Annotated in this window: 16 protein-coding genes; 9 read left to right on the top strand and 7 right to left on the bottom strand. The window is 63.5% G+C overall.

Annotated features, from left to right (window positions below; translation table 11 throughout):
- Positions 1-11 precede the first annotated feature (11 nt).
- From AB8Z38_RS15290 to AB8Z38_RS15265, 6 genes are all read left to right on the top strand, one after another.
- Complete coding sequence (locus AB8Z38_RS15290) at positions 12-1,097, top strand: ABC transporter ATP-binding protein (RefSeq protein WP_369725923.1); 1,086 nt, start codon at positions 12-14, stop codon at positions 1,095-1,097.
- The gene (locus AB8Z38_RS15285) at positions 1,097-2,101 is read left to right on the top strand and encodes a carbohydrate ABC transporter permease (protein WP_369725922.1); all 1,005 of its coding nucleotides are present in this window, start codon (positions 1,097-1,099) and stop codon (positions 2,099-2,101) included. The genes AB8Z38_RS15290 and AB8Z38_RS15285 overlap by 1 nt, the downstream gene beginning before the upstream one ends.
- Complete coding sequence (locus AB8Z38_RS15280) at positions 2,101-2,907, top strand: carbohydrate ABC transporter permease (RefSeq protein ID WP_369725921.1); 807 nt, start codon at positions 2,101-2,103, stop codon at positions 2,905-2,907. The genes AB8Z38_RS15285 and AB8Z38_RS15280 overlap by 1 nt, the downstream gene beginning before the upstream one ends.
- A gap of 12 nt (positions 2,908-2,919) precedes the next feature.
- Positions 2,920-3,249: a DUF2160 domain-containing protein gene (locus AB8Z38_RS15275; protein WP_369725920.1), complete on the top strand. Its 330-nt coding sequence runs from the start codon at positions 2,920-2,922 to the stop codon at positions 3,247-3,249.
- Between the two features lie 75 nt (positions 3,250-3,324).
- A complete protein-coding gene (locus tag AB8Z38_RS15270) occupies positions 3,325-5,106 on the top strand; it encodes an ABC transporter substrate-binding protein (RefSeq protein ID WP_369725919.1) in 1,782 nt (593 codons plus the stop codon).
- A 149-nt stretch (positions 5,107-5,255) separates the two neighbouring features.
- Complete coding sequence (locus AB8Z38_RS15265) at positions 5,256-5,966, top strand: hypothetical protein (RefSeq protein ID WP_369725918.1); 711 nt, start codon at positions 5,256-5,258, stop codon at positions 5,964-5,966.
- Here the strand turns inward: AB8Z38_RS15265 and AB8Z38_RS15260 are convergent.
- From AB8Z38_RS15260 to AB8Z38_RS15235, 6 genes are all read right to left on the bottom strand, one after another.
- Positions 5,955-6,761, bottom strand: coding sequence for a tetratricopeptide repeat protein (locus tag AB8Z38_RS15260; protein ID WP_369725917.1), 807 nt, complete (start codon positions 6,759-6,761; stop codon positions 5,955-5,957). The genes AB8Z38_RS15265 and AB8Z38_RS15260 overlap by 12 nt on opposite strands.
- 241 nt (positions 6,762-7,002) lie before the next feature.
- Entirely contained in the window at positions 7,003-8,106 is a 1,104-nt protein-coding gene (locus AB8Z38_RS15255; protein ID WP_369725916.1) for an alkene reductase, read from the bottom strand.
- Positions 8,107-8,277: 171 nt separating this feature from the next.
- Positions 8,278-8,781, bottom strand: coding sequence for a DUF1993 family protein (locus AB8Z38_RS15250; RefSeq protein ID WP_369725915.1), 504 nt, complete (start codon positions 8,779-8,781; stop codon positions 8,278-8,280).
- Between the two features lie 224 nt (positions 8,782-9,005).
- On the bottom strand, positions 9,006-10,319 hold the full coding sequence (locus AB8Z38_RS15245) for a lytic murein transglycosylase (protein ID WP_369725914.1): 1,314 nt from the start codon (positions 10,317-10,319) through the stop codon (positions 9,006-9,008).
- A gap of 29 nt (positions 10,320-10,348) precedes the next feature.
- Positions 10,349-10,540: a hypothetical protein gene (locus AB8Z38_RS15240; protein WP_369725913.1), complete on the bottom strand. Its 192-nt coding sequence runs from the start codon at positions 10,538-10,540 to the stop codon at positions 10,349-10,351.
- 41 nt (positions 10,541-10,581) lie between these two features.
- Entirely contained in the window at positions 10,582-10,812 is a 231-nt protein-coding gene (locus AB8Z38_RS15235) for a hypothetical protein (RefSeq protein ID WP_369725912.1), read from the bottom strand.
- A 153-nt stretch (positions 10,813-10,965) separates the two neighbouring features.
- Here AB8Z38_RS15235 and htpX point away from each other — a divergent pair, with 153 nt between their 5' ends.
- From htpX to AB8Z38_RS15220, 3 genes are all read left to right on the top strand, one after another.
- The gene (gene htpX, locus AB8Z38_RS15230) at positions 10,966-11,922 is read left to right on the top strand and encodes a zinc metalloprotease HtpX (protein ID WP_369725911.1); all 957 of its coding nucleotides are present in this window, start codon (positions 10,966-10,968) and stop codon (positions 11,920-11,922) included.
- Between the two features lie 253 nt (positions 11,923-12,175).
- Positions 12,176-12,349: a hypothetical protein gene (locus tag AB8Z38_RS15225; RefSeq protein ID WP_369725910.1), complete on the top strand. Its 174-nt coding sequence runs from the start codon at positions 12,176-12,178 to the stop codon at positions 12,347-12,349.
- Between the two features lie 171 nt (positions 12,350-12,520).
- Entirely contained in the window at positions 12,521-13,162 is a 642-nt protein-coding gene (locus AB8Z38_RS15220; protein WP_369725909.1) for a tetratricopeptide repeat protein, read from the top strand.
- 249 nt (positions 13,163-13,411) lie between these two features.
- Here AB8Z38_RS15220 and AB8Z38_RS15215 read toward each other — a convergent pair whose 3' ends face one another.
- Positions 13,412-13,765: a hypothetical protein gene (locus AB8Z38_RS15215; protein WP_369725908.1), complete on the bottom strand. Its 354-nt coding sequence runs from the start codon at positions 13,763-13,765 to the stop codon at positions 13,412-13,414.
- Positions 13,766-13,808: the final 43 nt, after the last annotated feature.

The following is a 13,808-nucleotide window of genomic DNA, read 5'->3' as shown; positions in this document are numbered from 1 at the left end:
GGAGATGCGCCATGGCCCGCATTGACCTGGTCGATCTCGCCCACTCCTACGGCGGCAATGATGCACCGCAGGAGAGCTTTGCGCTGAAGCCGGTGACGATGACCTGGCGACAGGGCGGCGCCTATGCGCTGCTCGGGCCGTCCGGCTGCGGCAAGACCACGCTGCTCAACGTCATCTCCGGCATCATCGCGCCGTCGCGGGGGAAAATCCTGTTCGACGGCGAAGACATCACACCGCTGTCAACCCAGAAGCGCAACATCGCCCAGGTGTTCCAGTTTCCGGTGATCTACGACACCATGACGGTGGGGCAGAACCTGGCGTTTCCGTTGAAGAACCGCGGCGTGGCGAAGGCCGAGATCGACAAGCGCGTCACCGAGATCGGCCGCCTGCTCGACCTCGAACCCTATCTGAACCGCAAGGCGACCAGGCTCACGGCCGACGCCAAGCAGAAGATCTCGCTCGGCCGCGGCCTCGTCCGCTCCGACGTCGCCGCCGTGCTGTTCGACGAGCCGCTGACCGTGATCGATCCCGAGCTGAAATGGCAGCTTCGCTCCAAGCTGAAGGCGCTGCATCGCGAGCTCGACCTGACGATGATCTATGTCACCCACGACCAGACCGAGGCCCTCACCTTTGCCGACACCGTCGTGGTCATGCATGACGGCCGCGTGGTGCAGAGCGGCACGCCGGCCGAGCTGTTCGACAAGCCCGCGCACACGTTTGTCGGCTATTTCATCGGCTCGCCCGGCATGAACATCCTGCCGGCCGAAGTGAAGGGACGAGAGGCGCGGATCGGCGGCCATGCCATCGCGCTCAATCGCAGCTACGACAAATTGCCGGCGGGCGCGAAAATCGAGATCGGTGTGCGTCCGGAGTTTGTCGACGTCGTCGCGCCGGCGCCCGGCCTCCTCACCGCAAACATCGAGCGCATCGACGATCTCGGTCGCATCCGCTTTGCCCGTGCGCGCCTCGGTGGCGCAAAACTTGCCGCGCGTGCGCGCGCCGGCTTCACCAGCTCGGACGGCACCGCCGGCCTGAAATTCGACCCCGCGCATCTTCACGTCTATGCCGATAGCCTTCTGGTGGAGGGAGCCGCCTGATGGACAAGACTATCAACCAAAAAGCCTGGTTCCTGGTGCTGCCGGTCTTCCTGGTCGTCGCCTTCTCGGCGGTGCTGCCACTGATGACGGTGGTGAACTATTCGATGCAGGACACATTCGGCAACAACCAGTTCTTCTGGAACGGCGTCGGCTGGTTCAAGGAACTGCTTGATCCCTCGACCGACCTCGGCGGCCGCTTCCTCGCCTCGCTCGGGCGCAACCTGTTCTTCTCGATGGTCATCCTCGCCATCGAGGTGCCGCTTGGGATCGTGGTCGCGCTGTCGATGCCGCGCGACGGCTGGACGGTCGCCGCCTGCCTCGTCACGCTCGCGCTGCCGTTGTTGATCCCGTGGAATGTGGTCGGCACGATCTGGCAGATCTTTGGCCGGCCCGACATCGGGCTGCTCGGCTATGTGCTCAACGCCATCGGCATCGACTATAATTACGTCTCCAACGACATCGACGCCTGGGTCACCGTCATCGTCATGGACGTTTGGCACTGGACCAGCCTCGTCGCACTGCTCTGCTACGCTGGCCTGAAGTCGATCCCGGAGGCCTATTATCAGGCTGCCCAAATCGACGGCGCCTCGCGCTGGGCCGTGTTCAGGGCGATCCAGCTGCCGAAGATGAATCGCGTGCTGCTGATCGCGGTGCTGCTGCGCTTCATGGACTCGTTCATGATTTATACCGAGCCGTTCGTCGTCACCGGCGGCGGACCGGGCAACTCGACGACCTTCGTGTCGATCGAGCTGGTCAAGATTGCGCTCGGGCAGTTCGACCTCGGCAAGGCCGCGGCGCTCTCGCTGGTCTACAATCTGATCATCCTGATCGTCTGCTGGATCTTCTACACCGTCATGACCAATGCCGGCACTGAGCGCAGAGTCCGGGCGGAGAACGAGCCGGCGGCGGAGCCCAAGTCCTTGGATTCAAAACCTGCTGACGCCAAGCCTTCGGCCGGGCTCAAGCCCGTGACTGCACCCAAGCCAAAGGAAGGAGTGGCCTGATGCATTCGATTCCCGGCCGCCGCCTCATCATGGCGCTGTTCCTGATCTTCCTGCTGTTGCCGATCTATTGGCTCGTCAACATGAGCTTCAAGACCAACGCCGAGATCGTCTCGACGATGACGCTGTGGCCGCACACCCCGACGCTGCAGCACTACCGGCGTATCTTCACCGACGAGAGCTGGTATTCCGGCTATATCAACTCGCTGGAATACGTCGTCATCAACACCATCATCTCGATCTCCGTGGCCTTGCCCGCGGCCTATGCGTTCTCTCGCTACCGTTTCCTCGGCGACAAGCATCTGTTCTTCTGGCTGCTCTCGAACCGCATGGCGCCGGCCGCGGTGTACGCGCTGCCGTTCTTCAACCTCTATTCGGCGATCGGCCTGTTCGATACGCCCTGGGCCGTCGCGCTCGCGCATTGCATCTTCAACGTTCCGCTGGCGGTGTGGATCCTCGAGGGCTTCGTCTCCGGCGTGCCGCGCGAGATCGACGAGACGGCCTTCCTCGACGGCTATTCCTTCCCGCGTTTCTTCATCAGGATCCTGGTGCCGCTGATCGCCAGCGGCATCGGCGTAGCGGCGTTCTTCTGCTTCATGTTCTCCTGGGTCGAGCTGTTGCTGGCGCGCACGCTGACGTCGGTCAACGCCAAGCCGATCGCCGCCGTCATGACCCGTACGGTCTCGGCGGCCGGAATGGATTGGGGGCTATTGGCCGCGGCCGGCGTGCTCACCATCATCCCCGGCGCGCTGGTGATCTGGTTTGTCCGCAACTACATCGCGCGCGGCTTCGCGCTTGGCCGGGTGTGAGGGGAGGCGACAATGGAATCCATCGCATGGATGGCATGGACGCTGCCGACGGCGATCTTCTTTGTGGCGCTCGCCTGCACGCTGGCCGTGATGACCTGGCTGGCCGCCGTCTATCCGGAGGCCGAGCGCGTCGGGATTCTGCGCATTCCGACCACGCGCGGTGACCGCCTCTTCATCTCGCTGATTGCCGCCGCCGTCATTCACCTTGCGTGGATCGGTCTGGTCGGCACTGACCCGATCGCGACGCTGCCGATGGGGGAGGGGACCCTTGAGATTACGAGCCTGTGGCTCGCAACCGTGATTTCGCTTGTTTCAGGCGCGGTGATTTTTCGCACCGTCTGAGTCAGGCGAGAAAGAGCAGATCCGGGGTCTACCCGGGCCTGGATTTTGTTTGTCGCTACAACCGGAGGAAACTAGATGCGACACTTGCGAACGACCAAGGACAGTCTTCTGACCATGACCAGCGCGGTCGCGCTGATCGCGGCTTCGATGACGATTGCCGCGCCGGCGCGCGCGGACGAAGCCGCCGCCAAGAAGTGGATCGACAGCGAATTCCAGCCGTCGACCTTGTCGAAAGACGACCAGATGAAGGAAATGCAGTGGTTCATCAAGGCCGCTGAACCCTTCAAGGGCATGGAGATCAACGTCGTCTCCGAAACCCTGACCACGCACGAGTACAGATCCCGCACGCTCGCGAAGGCGTTCGAGGAAATCACCGGCATCAAGGTGAAGCACGACATCATCCAGGAAGGTGACGTCGTCGAGAAGATCCAGACCCAGATGCAGTCCGGCAAGAACGTCTATGACGGCTGGATCAACGACTCCGACTTCATCGGAACCCACTTCCGTTACGGCCAGGCGGTCGACTTGACCGACTGGATGGCGAAGGACGGCAAGGACGTCACCGACCCGATGCTCGACGTCAACGACTTCATCGGCAAGTCGTTCACGACCGCGCCGAACGGTCACCTCTATCAGCTGCCCGACCAGCAGTTCGCCAACCTGTATTGGTTCCGGTACGACTGGTTCACCAACCCCGACTACAAGGCCAAGTTCAAGGCCAAGTACGGCTACGATCTCGGCGTGCCCGTGAACTGGTCGGCCTATGAGGACATCGCTGATTTCTTCACTAACGACATCAAGGAAATCAACGGTACCCGCGTTTATGGCCACATGGACTACGGCAAGAAGGATCCTTCGCTCGGATGGCGTTTCACCGATGCCTGGCTCTCGATGGCCGGTAACGGCGACAAGGGCATTCCGAACGGCCTGCCGGTCGACGAATGGGGCATCCGGATGGAAGGCTGCCGTCCGGTCGGCTCGAGCGTCGAGCGTGGCGGCGACGTCAACGGCCCGGCGGCGGTCTATTCGATCGTGAAGTATCTCGACTGGATGAAGAAATATGCCCCGCCGCAGGCGCAAGGCATGACCTTCTCCGAATCGGGACCGGTGCCGTCCCAAGGCAATATCGCCCAGCAGGTCTTCTGGTACACCGCCTTCACCGCCGACATGGTGAAGCCCGGCCTGCCGGTCATGAATGCGGACGGTACGCCGAAGTGGCGCATGGCTCCGTCTCCGCACGGCTCCTACTGGAAAGAGGGCATGAAGCTCGGCTACCAGGACGTGGGTTCGGCGACGCTGCTGAAGTCGACCCCGGTCGATCGCCGCAAGGCGGCCTGGCTCTACCTCCAGTTCATCGTCTCCAAGACGACGAGCCTCAAGAAGAGCCATGTCGGTCTCACCTTCATCCGTGAATCCGACATCTGGGACAAGAGCTTCACGGAACGAGCACCGAAGCTCGGCGGCCTGATCGAGTTCTACCGCTCGCCCGCGCGCGTGCAGTGGACCCCGACCGGCAACAACGTGCCTGACTATCCGAAGCTTGCGCAATTGTGGTGGCAGAACATCGGCGATGCGTCGTCCGGTGCGAAGACGCCGCAGGCGGCGATGGACTCGCTGGCAGCCGCGCAGGATTCCGTCATGGAGCGTCTGGAGAAATCCGGCGTCCAGGGCGCCTGCGGGCCGAAGCTGAACAAGAAGGAGACGGCCGAATACTGGTTTGCCAAGTCGGCCAAGGACGGCAACATCGCTCCGCAGCGCAAGCTCGCGAACGAGAAGCCGAAGGGCGAGACCGTCGACTACGACACGCTCATCAAGTCGTGGCCGGCCTCGCCGCCGAAGCGCGCCGAAGCGAAGTAATTCGCAGACATCACGACGGCCGGGCTCGTTCCGGCTGTCCAGGAGCAGGAGGCCGGGAGTGATCCCGGCCTTTTGTCTTATTGGCCTATTGCGTTGCCGACGGCCTTGATCTGAATTGGCGGGCCTAGATCCGGAAGCGAGACTTCGCCATGCGCATGACGTTCCGTTGCGATCCCATGCTGGCCGACCACTTGATCCGGCCCTATCCGGCGCGCAGAGCCTTGCCCGACTGGCTGCGCGCAATGCCGGCGAAGGCGCACTCGGACGTCCACGGCCGAGACATACGCACGGTCAAGCAATGTCCGCCCTTCGTCGATGCGATGGCCCATGGCGTCATGATTCCGCTGCCATGCGACATCAGGATCGAGTCGGGACAATTCAGTTGGGATTGGGACATCCCGGAGCCGGCGACCTCGGGACATCCGCGTGCGCCTCTGAGTTTCCACCCCGCAGCCCAATTCGCTGCTGCGCCTTTCGCGAACGGGCGGTCTGCGATCAAGTTCAACAGTTTCTGGACGATCGAGCTCGAGCCCGGCTGGTCGCTGTTCGCGACGCATCCGGTCAATCGCGATGATCTGCCATTCCGCCTGGTTTCGGGTCTGGTCGACGCCGACCGGTTTCACGACGGCGGCATCAACTTTCCGGCCGTATGGATTGAGCCGGGTTTTTCCGGCGTTCTCGAAAAGGGGACTCCGGTCGCGCAGTGTTTTGCCGTACCGCGCGAAGCACCTGAGCTCGCGTTCGAGGTGTTTGACGAGCCTCACCAGCAGGCTTACGCGAAGGTCGTTGCCGACGTGCTGGCCGAGCCCAACGTCTACCGCAAGCATTTCCGTGCGAAACGTGGACGCCTAATCTCCTAATGCGCGGCGCAATCCGTCCTCGTCAAGCCAGAGGCGGCCATGTGAGGCCGAGGTCAGCGCCATCGCGATCGAGCCGAACAATTGCGGCCGCAGGCGATAGGCCTGGGCAAAGGCGCGCATGGCGTCGTCGACCGCTCCACTCTCTTGCAAGGCGATGCCGAGATTGAGCGCGGCCTCCGCATGGTCGGACTTGAGTTCGAGCGCCTTGCGATAGGCGCTTGCCGCGCCGGTGTGGTCACGCAAATCCTGTCGCGCGACGCCAAGATCGAACCAAACCGAAGCCGGTGCGCCCGTTGCGACCGCCTGTTCGAGCAGGTTAGCGGCGGTGGCGGGATCGCCATCCTCCCACGTTAGCCGGCCGAGCCGTGCCGCCGCTTCCTGGTGACCGGGGATGACCTTTAGGATCGCTCGCCAGGATTCTCGTGCTTGAGCCCTCAGGCCAGCCTGATCGAGTGTTCTCGCCTTCTCGACGAACATTTCGCGTTGCGGGCTGGTGGCGATCGCCGAATCGATGTGCGCGAGCGCGACGTCGAAGTTCCCCTCGCTGCGCGCAATGCGGGCGGCAAGCAGCCGTGCTGCGGCATTGCCGGGGCGCTTGGCAAGGCTCACGTCGATATGCGCATGAGCAGGGGCGATGGCATTCCTGGAGAACAACACAGCGGCCAGCAGATGATGCAGCACCGGATCGCCAGGCTCGCGTGCAAGGCCTTGTTCACACAGACGTTGCGCCTCATCCGGCTTGCCCGAATTGAACGCTTCAGTCGCGCGGCGAACGAGTGTCTCGGTGGCATCCATCGTCGCATTAGAGCAGGGACGCGACGACGCAGCAATACGGGAAAGGCCGGGAGCGATCCCGGCCTTTTTTGCTTTCTTTGTCAGTTCGGCCCGCCGACCCCACACCGTCGTTGCGAGCGAAGCGAAGCAACCAGAGTCTTACCGCGGAGGCGGTCCGGATTGCTTCGTCGCCAGCGCAAATTGCTCTGCAATTTTGTCGCGGGCTCCTCGCAATGACGGAGGATGGAGCGGCGACGACGACCTACTCCGCCGGCTCGGCCGCTTCCAGCGCCGGGTAATCCGTGTACCCCTTGGCACCGCCGCCGTAGAACGTGTTCTTGTCCCAATCGTTCAGCGCCGCGCCCTGCTTCAGCCGCTCGACCAGATCCGGGTTGGAGATGAACGGCTTGCCGAACGCGATGAGATCGGCCGCGTTCGCATCGAGGACCTTGGTCGCTAGCTCGAAATCGTAGCCGTTGTTGGCGACATAGGTGCCGGAGAAGCGCTTGCGCAGCGCCGCATAGTCGAACGGCGCGATGTCACGCGGACCGCCGGTGGCGCCTTCGACGACGTGGAGATAGACCAGCTTCAGCGCGCTGAGGCCATCGACGATATGGTCATACAAGGCTTGCGGGTTCGAGTCCGAGATATCGTTGGCCGGCGTCACGGGAGAGATCCGGATGCCGGTACGGTCGGCGCCTGCCTCGGCAACAACGGCCTTGGAGACCTCCAGTGTTAGCCGCGCGCGGTTCTCGATCGAGCCGCCATAGGCGTCGGTGCGCTTGTTGGCGCCATCCTTGGCGAACTGTTCGAGCAGATAGCCGTTAGCACCGTGGATTTCGACGCCGTCGAAACCGGCCTCCAATGCATTCTTCGCGGCGCGCTTGAAGTCGTCGATGATCCCTGGAATTTCGGAGAGCTCGAGCGCGCGGGGTTCGGAGACGTCGGCGAAGGTGCCGTTGACGAAAGTCTTGCCCTTGGCGCGGATCGCGCTGGGCGCCACCGGGGCTGCGCCATTGGCCTGGAGGTCGACATGCGAGATGCGGCCGACATGCCAGAGCTGGATGAAGATCTTGCCGCCGCGCTCATGGACGCGCTCGGTGACTTTGCGCCAGCCGGCGACCTGATCCTTGGAGTAGATGCCGGGCGTGTCCTGATAGCCCTGGCCCTGCTGCGAGACCTGGCTCGCCTCGGTGATCAGGAGGCCCGCGGAAGCGCGCTGGCCGTAATAGTCGGCGGCGAGCGGGCTCGGCACGAAAGTGCCGGGCGCAGCGCGGTTGCGCGTCAGCGGGGCCATCACGAAACGGTTCGCAAGCGTGATCGGGCCGAGCTTGTAGGTCTCAAACAATTTGGTGGGACGGCTCATGAGTATGCTTCCAGACGATGAGAGGTCCGGAACATTTGTGCATCGCGGCAATCAACGCAAGGGAGGAGCCATACGGAAAGTGCAGGCGTGCTGCGCGCGCCACCCTGTCTGGTACAATTCACCTGCAATTTCGGCCACGGCAGCGAATTTCCGCTGCCGCGGCCCGCGAACTCAGTTCAGGCCCATGAAATCGCGCTTGCCGATCTCGACGCCGTTATGGCGCAAAATGCCGTGGGCGGTCGCGGCGTGGAAATAGAAGTTCGGCAGCGAGAACGCGCTGAAGAATTGCTGGCCTTTGAGAGTCATCGACCGGTCCGGGCCCACCGGAAAGGTGACGTCCTTGGTGTCGGCGCCCTCGAACTGCTCCGGCTTGAACAATTTGACGTAGTCGACCGTCTTGGCGAGACGCTGCTTCAACTCGCCAAAGCTCGTCTCCGTGTCGGGCGTCGAGGGCAGGTCGCTATGCGTCAGCCGTGCACAGCCCTTGGCGGCGAAATCGCTGGCCAGCTGGATCTGCTTCGAGAGCGGCAACATGTCCGGGAACAGGCGCGAGCCGAGCAGGACGCTCGGGTCGATCTTTTTGGCCGCGCAATGCGCCTCAGCCTTGGTGAGCAGGCCGATGAGGCTGTTCAGCATTTGCAAGTAGGCGGGGACGACGGCGTCGTGAAAGGACATGTGATGCTCGCTTCAATGGTGGGAGATTTCAGGAGAAACCTGAGCCACAGACATGGGAGCGTCAGGGAAAAATACAATCGCGGAAACCGCCCGTGCAGTGCGAAAATTCTCCGGCTGTCATCGCCCGGCTTGACCGGGCGATCCAGTACGCCCAGACGCGAGGCATCGAACCGAAGCGCCTCGGAGTACTGGATGCCCGCCTTCGCGGGCATGACAAAGGGCGCTCAGCGGATCGCGCTCGCCGGTTGCGCCTGGGCCGTGCCGCCGCGCATGCGCGCGAGCAGCTCCGCGGTCGGCCAGGAATCGGCGGGCAGGCTGTACTTGATCTGCATCGCCTTCACCGCAGCGCGGCTCTGCTGACCGAGCACGCCGTCGACCTTGCCGACATTGAAGCCGGCGCGCACCAGCAACTGCTGCAATTCCTTGAGTTCGTTGAACGGCAGTTGCGTCACTTGCCCGGCTGGCCTGCGCATCGGCGCGGCGCCCGCGATGCGCGAGGCGAGATAGCCCGCGGTGGTCGAATAGATCAGCGAGTTATTCCATTCGGTATAGGCTGCGAAATTCGGATACGCCATGAAGGCCGGTCCGGTCCGTCCCATCGGCAGCAGCACCGAGGCCGCGAGATTGTCGTTGGGCAGCGGCCTTCCGTCCGGATAAGTCACGCCGAGCTGGGCCCATTTCGCGCGCGGCTGCTGTACGGTGAGATCGGTCTGATCCCACGGCAGGTTCTGCGGTACCTTGATCTCTTCCAGCCACGGCTCGCCGCGCCGCCACTTCAATCCGTTGGCGATGTAGTTCGCCGTCGAGCCGATCACGTCGGGCGCGCTGCGCAGCAGGTCGCGCCGGCCGTCGCCGTCATAGTCGACGGCGTAATTCACGTAATGCGTCGGCAGGAATTGCGTCTGGCCGAGTTCGCCGGCCCAGGAGCCGATCATCTCCTCCGGCGTGAGATCGCCGCGGTCGATGACCTTCAGCGCCGCGATGGTCTCGTTCACGAACATCTCCGAACGCCGGCAGTCATAGGCCAGCGACACCAGCGATTTCAGCGTCGGCAGATTGCCCATGTTGGCGCCGAAATCGCTCTCCAGTCCCCAGAACGCGGCGATCACCGCCGGCGGCACGCCGTATTCTTTCTCGGCGCGCGCGAACGCGGCGGCGTATGTCTTGATGTGCTGCTGGCCGTTCTGCATGCGATAGGGTGCGGCCATGCGGCCGGCGAATTCGGTGAAGAGCTGGCCGAACACGCGCTGGCCGCGGTCGCGGTTGACGATGCCCTGGTCGTAGACGAGGTATGGCGAAGCTTCCGAAAGCGCCCGTTGCGATACGCCGGCCGCCACCGCCTTCTGTTTCACATCAGCCAGGAAGCGATCGAAGTTCGCCCCGTTGTGGCACGACGCCGCGCGCGGTGAGGCCGCCGTTTTCGGAGCGGCAGGCCTTGCAGCCGGCGGCGCGAATTGGGCGAAGGCAGGAAGAGCGAGGATAAATGAGACCGCGATCGTTGCGACCGCAAGGCGAGAACCAAGGCAGTTCATCGGCATCAATATCTCTGGTGCTGGGCGGATGAGCGTCAGGCCGCCAATACGGCGCGCTTTGTGGCGAGCGGCAATGCGATGGAGCGGAAGAATGTCTTCGGATAAAGATAGTCTTCGCCCGACTCATCGATGATCCGCAGCATGCCGTGCTTATCGGCCGCCGGGTCGCGCAGCACCTCGTAGATCTTGCGCTTCTCCAGAGAGGCCGCGTAGCCCTCGTTGTTCACGCAGATCACCAGTTGCTTGCTTCGCGATTTCGTCATGGTCTTCAGAGCAGGCCTTTGATTTTGAACTCCTTGCGGCCGATGCCGGCAGCCTCATACCAATGTATCTCAGCGAGGTGGATAGAGCCATCGGATAATCGCACTCGGGCGACACCCTTGCGCTTGCGCCAGCGGCCTCGCCCATAGATTCGCCGCAGCCGGGCGATCTCGCGAATGCCCGAGCCGCTGGCGAAGGTTTCGACCTCGGTCATTTCGCCGAGAATCTCGAAATGCATGGCGTCGATCGTGCCCGGCTGTCCCGGGCTGGGTCAATAGCCGCGGCGCCGCGACGCACCCTGAAACCTTGCGGGCTAGCCGGGGTCATCCCCACCTCATGCTCGCCGGCCTTTCGACGCCTCGAGCGGCCGTGGCCGGCCCGGGAGACGGCCATGAACTATCTTCGTACCGCAATGCTTCTCGCAGGCCTCACCGCCCTGTTCATGGGCGTGGGCTATCTGATCGGTGGTGCCGGCGGCGCCATGATCGCGCTCCTGATTGCGGCGGCGACCAATCTTTTCACCTACTGGAACTCCGACCGCATGGTGCTCTCGATGTACGGCGCCCATGAGGTCGACCGCGCCAGCGCACCGGAGCTGGTCGGCCTGGTCGCCGAGCTTGCGCGCCGCGCCGGGCTGCCGATGCCGCGCGTCTTCCTGATGGACGAGCCGCAGCCCAACGCATTCGCGACCGGCCGCAATCCGGAGAACGCCGCGGTTGCCGTCACCACCGGCTTGATGCGCCAGCTCAGCCGCGAGGAGCTCGCCGGCGTGATCGCGCATGAACTCGCGCACATCAAACATCACGATACGCTGTTGATGACGGTCACCGCGACCATTGCCGGCGCCATCTCGATGCTGGCGCAGTTCGGGATGTTCTTCGGCGGCAACCGCGACAACAACGGTCCCGGCATTGTCGGCTCGATCCTGATGATGATCCTGGCGCCGCTCGGCGCCATGCTGGTGCAGATGGCGATCAGCCGCACCCGCGAATATGCCGCCGACAATCTCGGCGCGCGCATCGCCGGCCAGCCGATGTGGCTGGCATCGGCGCTGGTCAAGATCGAGAATGCTGCGCATCAGGTGCCGAATCTCGAGGCCGAGCGCAATCCCGCGACCGCGCACATGTTCATCATCAATCCGCTGTCGGGCCATGGCGTGGACAGTCTCTTCGCCACCCATCCCTCGACGCAGAACCGCATCGCGGCGCTCCAGCAATTGGCAGCCGAGCTCGGCGCGCAGGCCATGCCGTCGGTCGGTGCGAATGAAAACTATCCGCCGCAGGGACCGTGGGGCCGCTCGTCGTCGCGTGGTCCGTCACGCGGTCCTTCACGCGGTCCTTGGGGCTGAGCGATCGCGGCGGCGCGAACGCATGTCTACGATGCTGCAATTCGAGCGCGAAATCTGTCGCGCAACGTCGCATTGCCGGTAGCTGCCGCGGTCATTGTCAGGATGCAGACTGCTGCCGCGCACATCCGAAATGTCTCTTGCGCTTTGTCGCACATTGAGTCGGACCAGCGTTGCTCGCCTTGGCTGGGAGAGCAACAGGTTGGAATGCTTGCCGAGTGGCAGAGTTTGCAAATGCAAATTGCCGGAGGTTCGCATGGTACCGTTGCAGATCGAGCACGTGGTCGAACGCGATATTGCACCACGTGAGGGCTTTTTAGAACGAATGGAAGGCGCGCTTCTCCTGACGTCGCTCGCAGCAGTGACGGTAGGCTGGTGCTGTTTGCTCGCCTTGATGGCCTGGAAGAGCTTCTTCTGGTTCTCGACTTGACGTGGTTCGCCGAAGGGCGGGCGTTCTGAGCGCTGCTCATGCGCAGCAATGTCGTCGCGCGCCTTTGTGATCTGGCGCACACAGGGCAGGTCCCTCCGGTGTTAACACCTGGTCGAGAGTGTTCCTTCGAAAGGGGATGTGTGGCCGGCGCGCTGCCGGTCACCGTCGAGCATGACCAGAGCTGTAGTGCCATTGTTGATCGTCCTGGGCGTGCTCATTGGCCTGTCCACGCATACGGTCGTGAATTGCGGTGACGAAGACGAGCCCGATATCTGCTCGGCCGTGATCGGCTTCTCCCCGTTTCGCGGCTCGCTGATCGCCTTTGCCTTTGAGGGGCGCGGGCGGATCGCGTTGCGCCACGGCGACTATCAGCGGGCAATCGCCGATTTCGACGAAGCGATCCACCTCAATCCCAGCCGCGCTTCGCTCTATCGCGATCGCGCGCTGGCCTGCCGGCAGAACGGTGCGGTGGAGCTTGCGATTGCCGATTATGACGAGGCGATCGCGCTCGATCCCAGGCTCGCCGCGCCCTACCACGAGCGCGGCGTTGCGCTCGCCGCCAAAGGCGATCTCGATCGCGCGATCTTGAGCTACAGCACCGCCGTCCGCCTCGACCCGTCGGACGCGCAAGCCCGCTACGATCGCGGCCTGGCGTTCCTCGCCCGCGGCCAGGCCGACGATGCCCGCGCCGATTTCGAAGCCGCGCTTGCGTCGCCTCCAGGCAAGGATGGCCGCACCCACGACGCTGCCCGCGCGAAGCTTGCCGAGCTCTCGACCACCGAGCCGACGGAGGTCTCCGGGCCGCGGCGATAGGATTTTCGCGATATTCCGGGCGCTTTTTCCCTCTCCCCTTGTGGGAGAGGGTGGCTCGCCGCGATAGCGGCGAGACGGGTGAGGGGTATCTCACCGCGAGGAAGAATCTTTCGATTTGAGTTCGCGGACAGCACCCCTCATCCGGCGCCATAGCCGATGCGAAGCATCGGCGTCCTAAGTGAACGGCGGCCGAAGGCCGCCTATGCCACCTTCTCCCACAACAAGGGGAGAAGGAAGGAGGCGTCGCGATTATTTCGCCTTCTTCGCTTTCGCCTTCTTCGCCGGCTTCTCCTTCGGCGCCTTCTTCTCCGCCTTCTTCTGCTCCGCCTTGGCCGCGACCGGCGTGCTGGCCGCTGCTCGCATTGCGCGGGCATAGCTGTCGGCGACGTTGTCGGCAGACATCTGGAGGCGTTTGGCGGCGGCGGTCGCCTGCTCCATCGTGGCCTTGGCCATCATCTTGAAGCGGTCGCCCGTCTCCTTGCCTTTGGCCTTGGCCGCAAGGCCGTTGAGGCGATCCCGCCGCTCCTTGGCGCGGGTCATCAGGCCCGTATGCAGCTGTCTGGCCAGTTGCCGGATCACGACATCCAGGTCGGCGTCCGCCATGTTGTTCTATCCTTTTCGAAACAGGTACCGATGCGGGCGGGAC

Origin of the sequence: Bradyrhizobium sp. LLZ17 (genome assembly GCF_041200145.1) — a bacterium.
Lineage (GTDB): Bacteria > Pseudomonadota > Alphaproteobacteria > Rhizobiales > Xanthobacteraceae > Bradyrhizobium.
The sequence above is the reverse complement of the archived record's forward strand: the minus strand, read 5'-3'. Positions and strand labels throughout refer to the sequence as shown.

Coding starts and splice junctions, on each gene's coding strand:
- AB8Z38_RS15225 (WP_369725910.1), top strand. CDS start 12,176: ATGGTACCGTTGCAGATCGAGCACGTGGTCGAACGCGATATTGCACCA.
- AB8Z38_RS15270 (WP_369725919.1), top strand. CDS start 3,325: ATGCGACACTTGCGAACGACCAAGGACAGTCTTCTGACCATGACCAGC.
- AB8Z38_RS15235 (WP_369725912.1), bottom strand. CDS start 10,812: ATGCATTTCGAGATTCTCGGCGAAATGACCGAGGTCGAAACCTTCGCC.
- htpX (WP_369725911.1), top strand. CDS start 10,966: ATGAACTATCTTCGTACCGCAATGCTTCTCGCAGGCCTCACCGCCCTG.
- AB8Z38_RS15215 (WP_369725908.1), bottom strand. CDS start 13,765: ATGGCGGACGCCGACCTGGATGTCGTGATCCGGCAACTGGCCAGACAG.
- AB8Z38_RS15250 (WP_369725915.1), bottom strand. CDS start 8,781: ATGTCCTTTCACGACGCCGTCGTCCCCGCCTACTTGCAAATGCTGAAC.
- AB8Z38_RS15245 (WP_369725914.1), bottom strand. CDS start 10,319: ATGCCGATGAACTGCCTTGGTTCTCGCCTTGCGGTCGCAACGATCGCG.
- AB8Z38_RS15255 (WP_369725916.1), bottom strand. CDS start 8,106: ATGAGCCGTCCCACCAAATTGTTTGAGACCTACAAGCTCGGCCCGATC.
- AB8Z38_RS15220 (WP_369725909.1), top strand. CDS start 12,521: ATGACCAGAGCTGTAGTGCCATTGTTGATCGTCCTGGGCGTGCTCATT.
- AB8Z38_RS15275 (WP_369725920.1), top strand. CDS start 2,920: ATGGAATCCATCGCATGGATGGCATGGACGCTGCCGACGGCGATCTTC.
- AB8Z38_RS15290 (WP_369725923.1), top strand. CDS start 12: ATGGCCCGCATTGACCTGGTCGATCTCGCCCACTCCTACGGCGGCAAT.
- AB8Z38_RS15260 (WP_369725917.1), bottom strand. CDS start 6,761: ATGGATGCCACCGAGACACTCGTTCGCCGCGCGACTGAAGCGTTCAAT.
- AB8Z38_RS15265 (WP_369725918.1), top strand. CDS start 5,256: ATGCGCATGACGTTCCGTTGCGATCCCATGCTGGCCGACCACTTGATC.
- AB8Z38_RS15280 (WP_369725921.1), top strand. CDS start 2,101: ATGCATTCGATTCCCGGCCGCCGCCTCATCATGGCGCTGTTCCTGATC.
- AB8Z38_RS15285 (WP_369725922.1), top strand. CDS start 1,097: ATGGACAAGACTATCAACCAAAAAGCCTGGTTCCTGGTGCTGCCGGTC.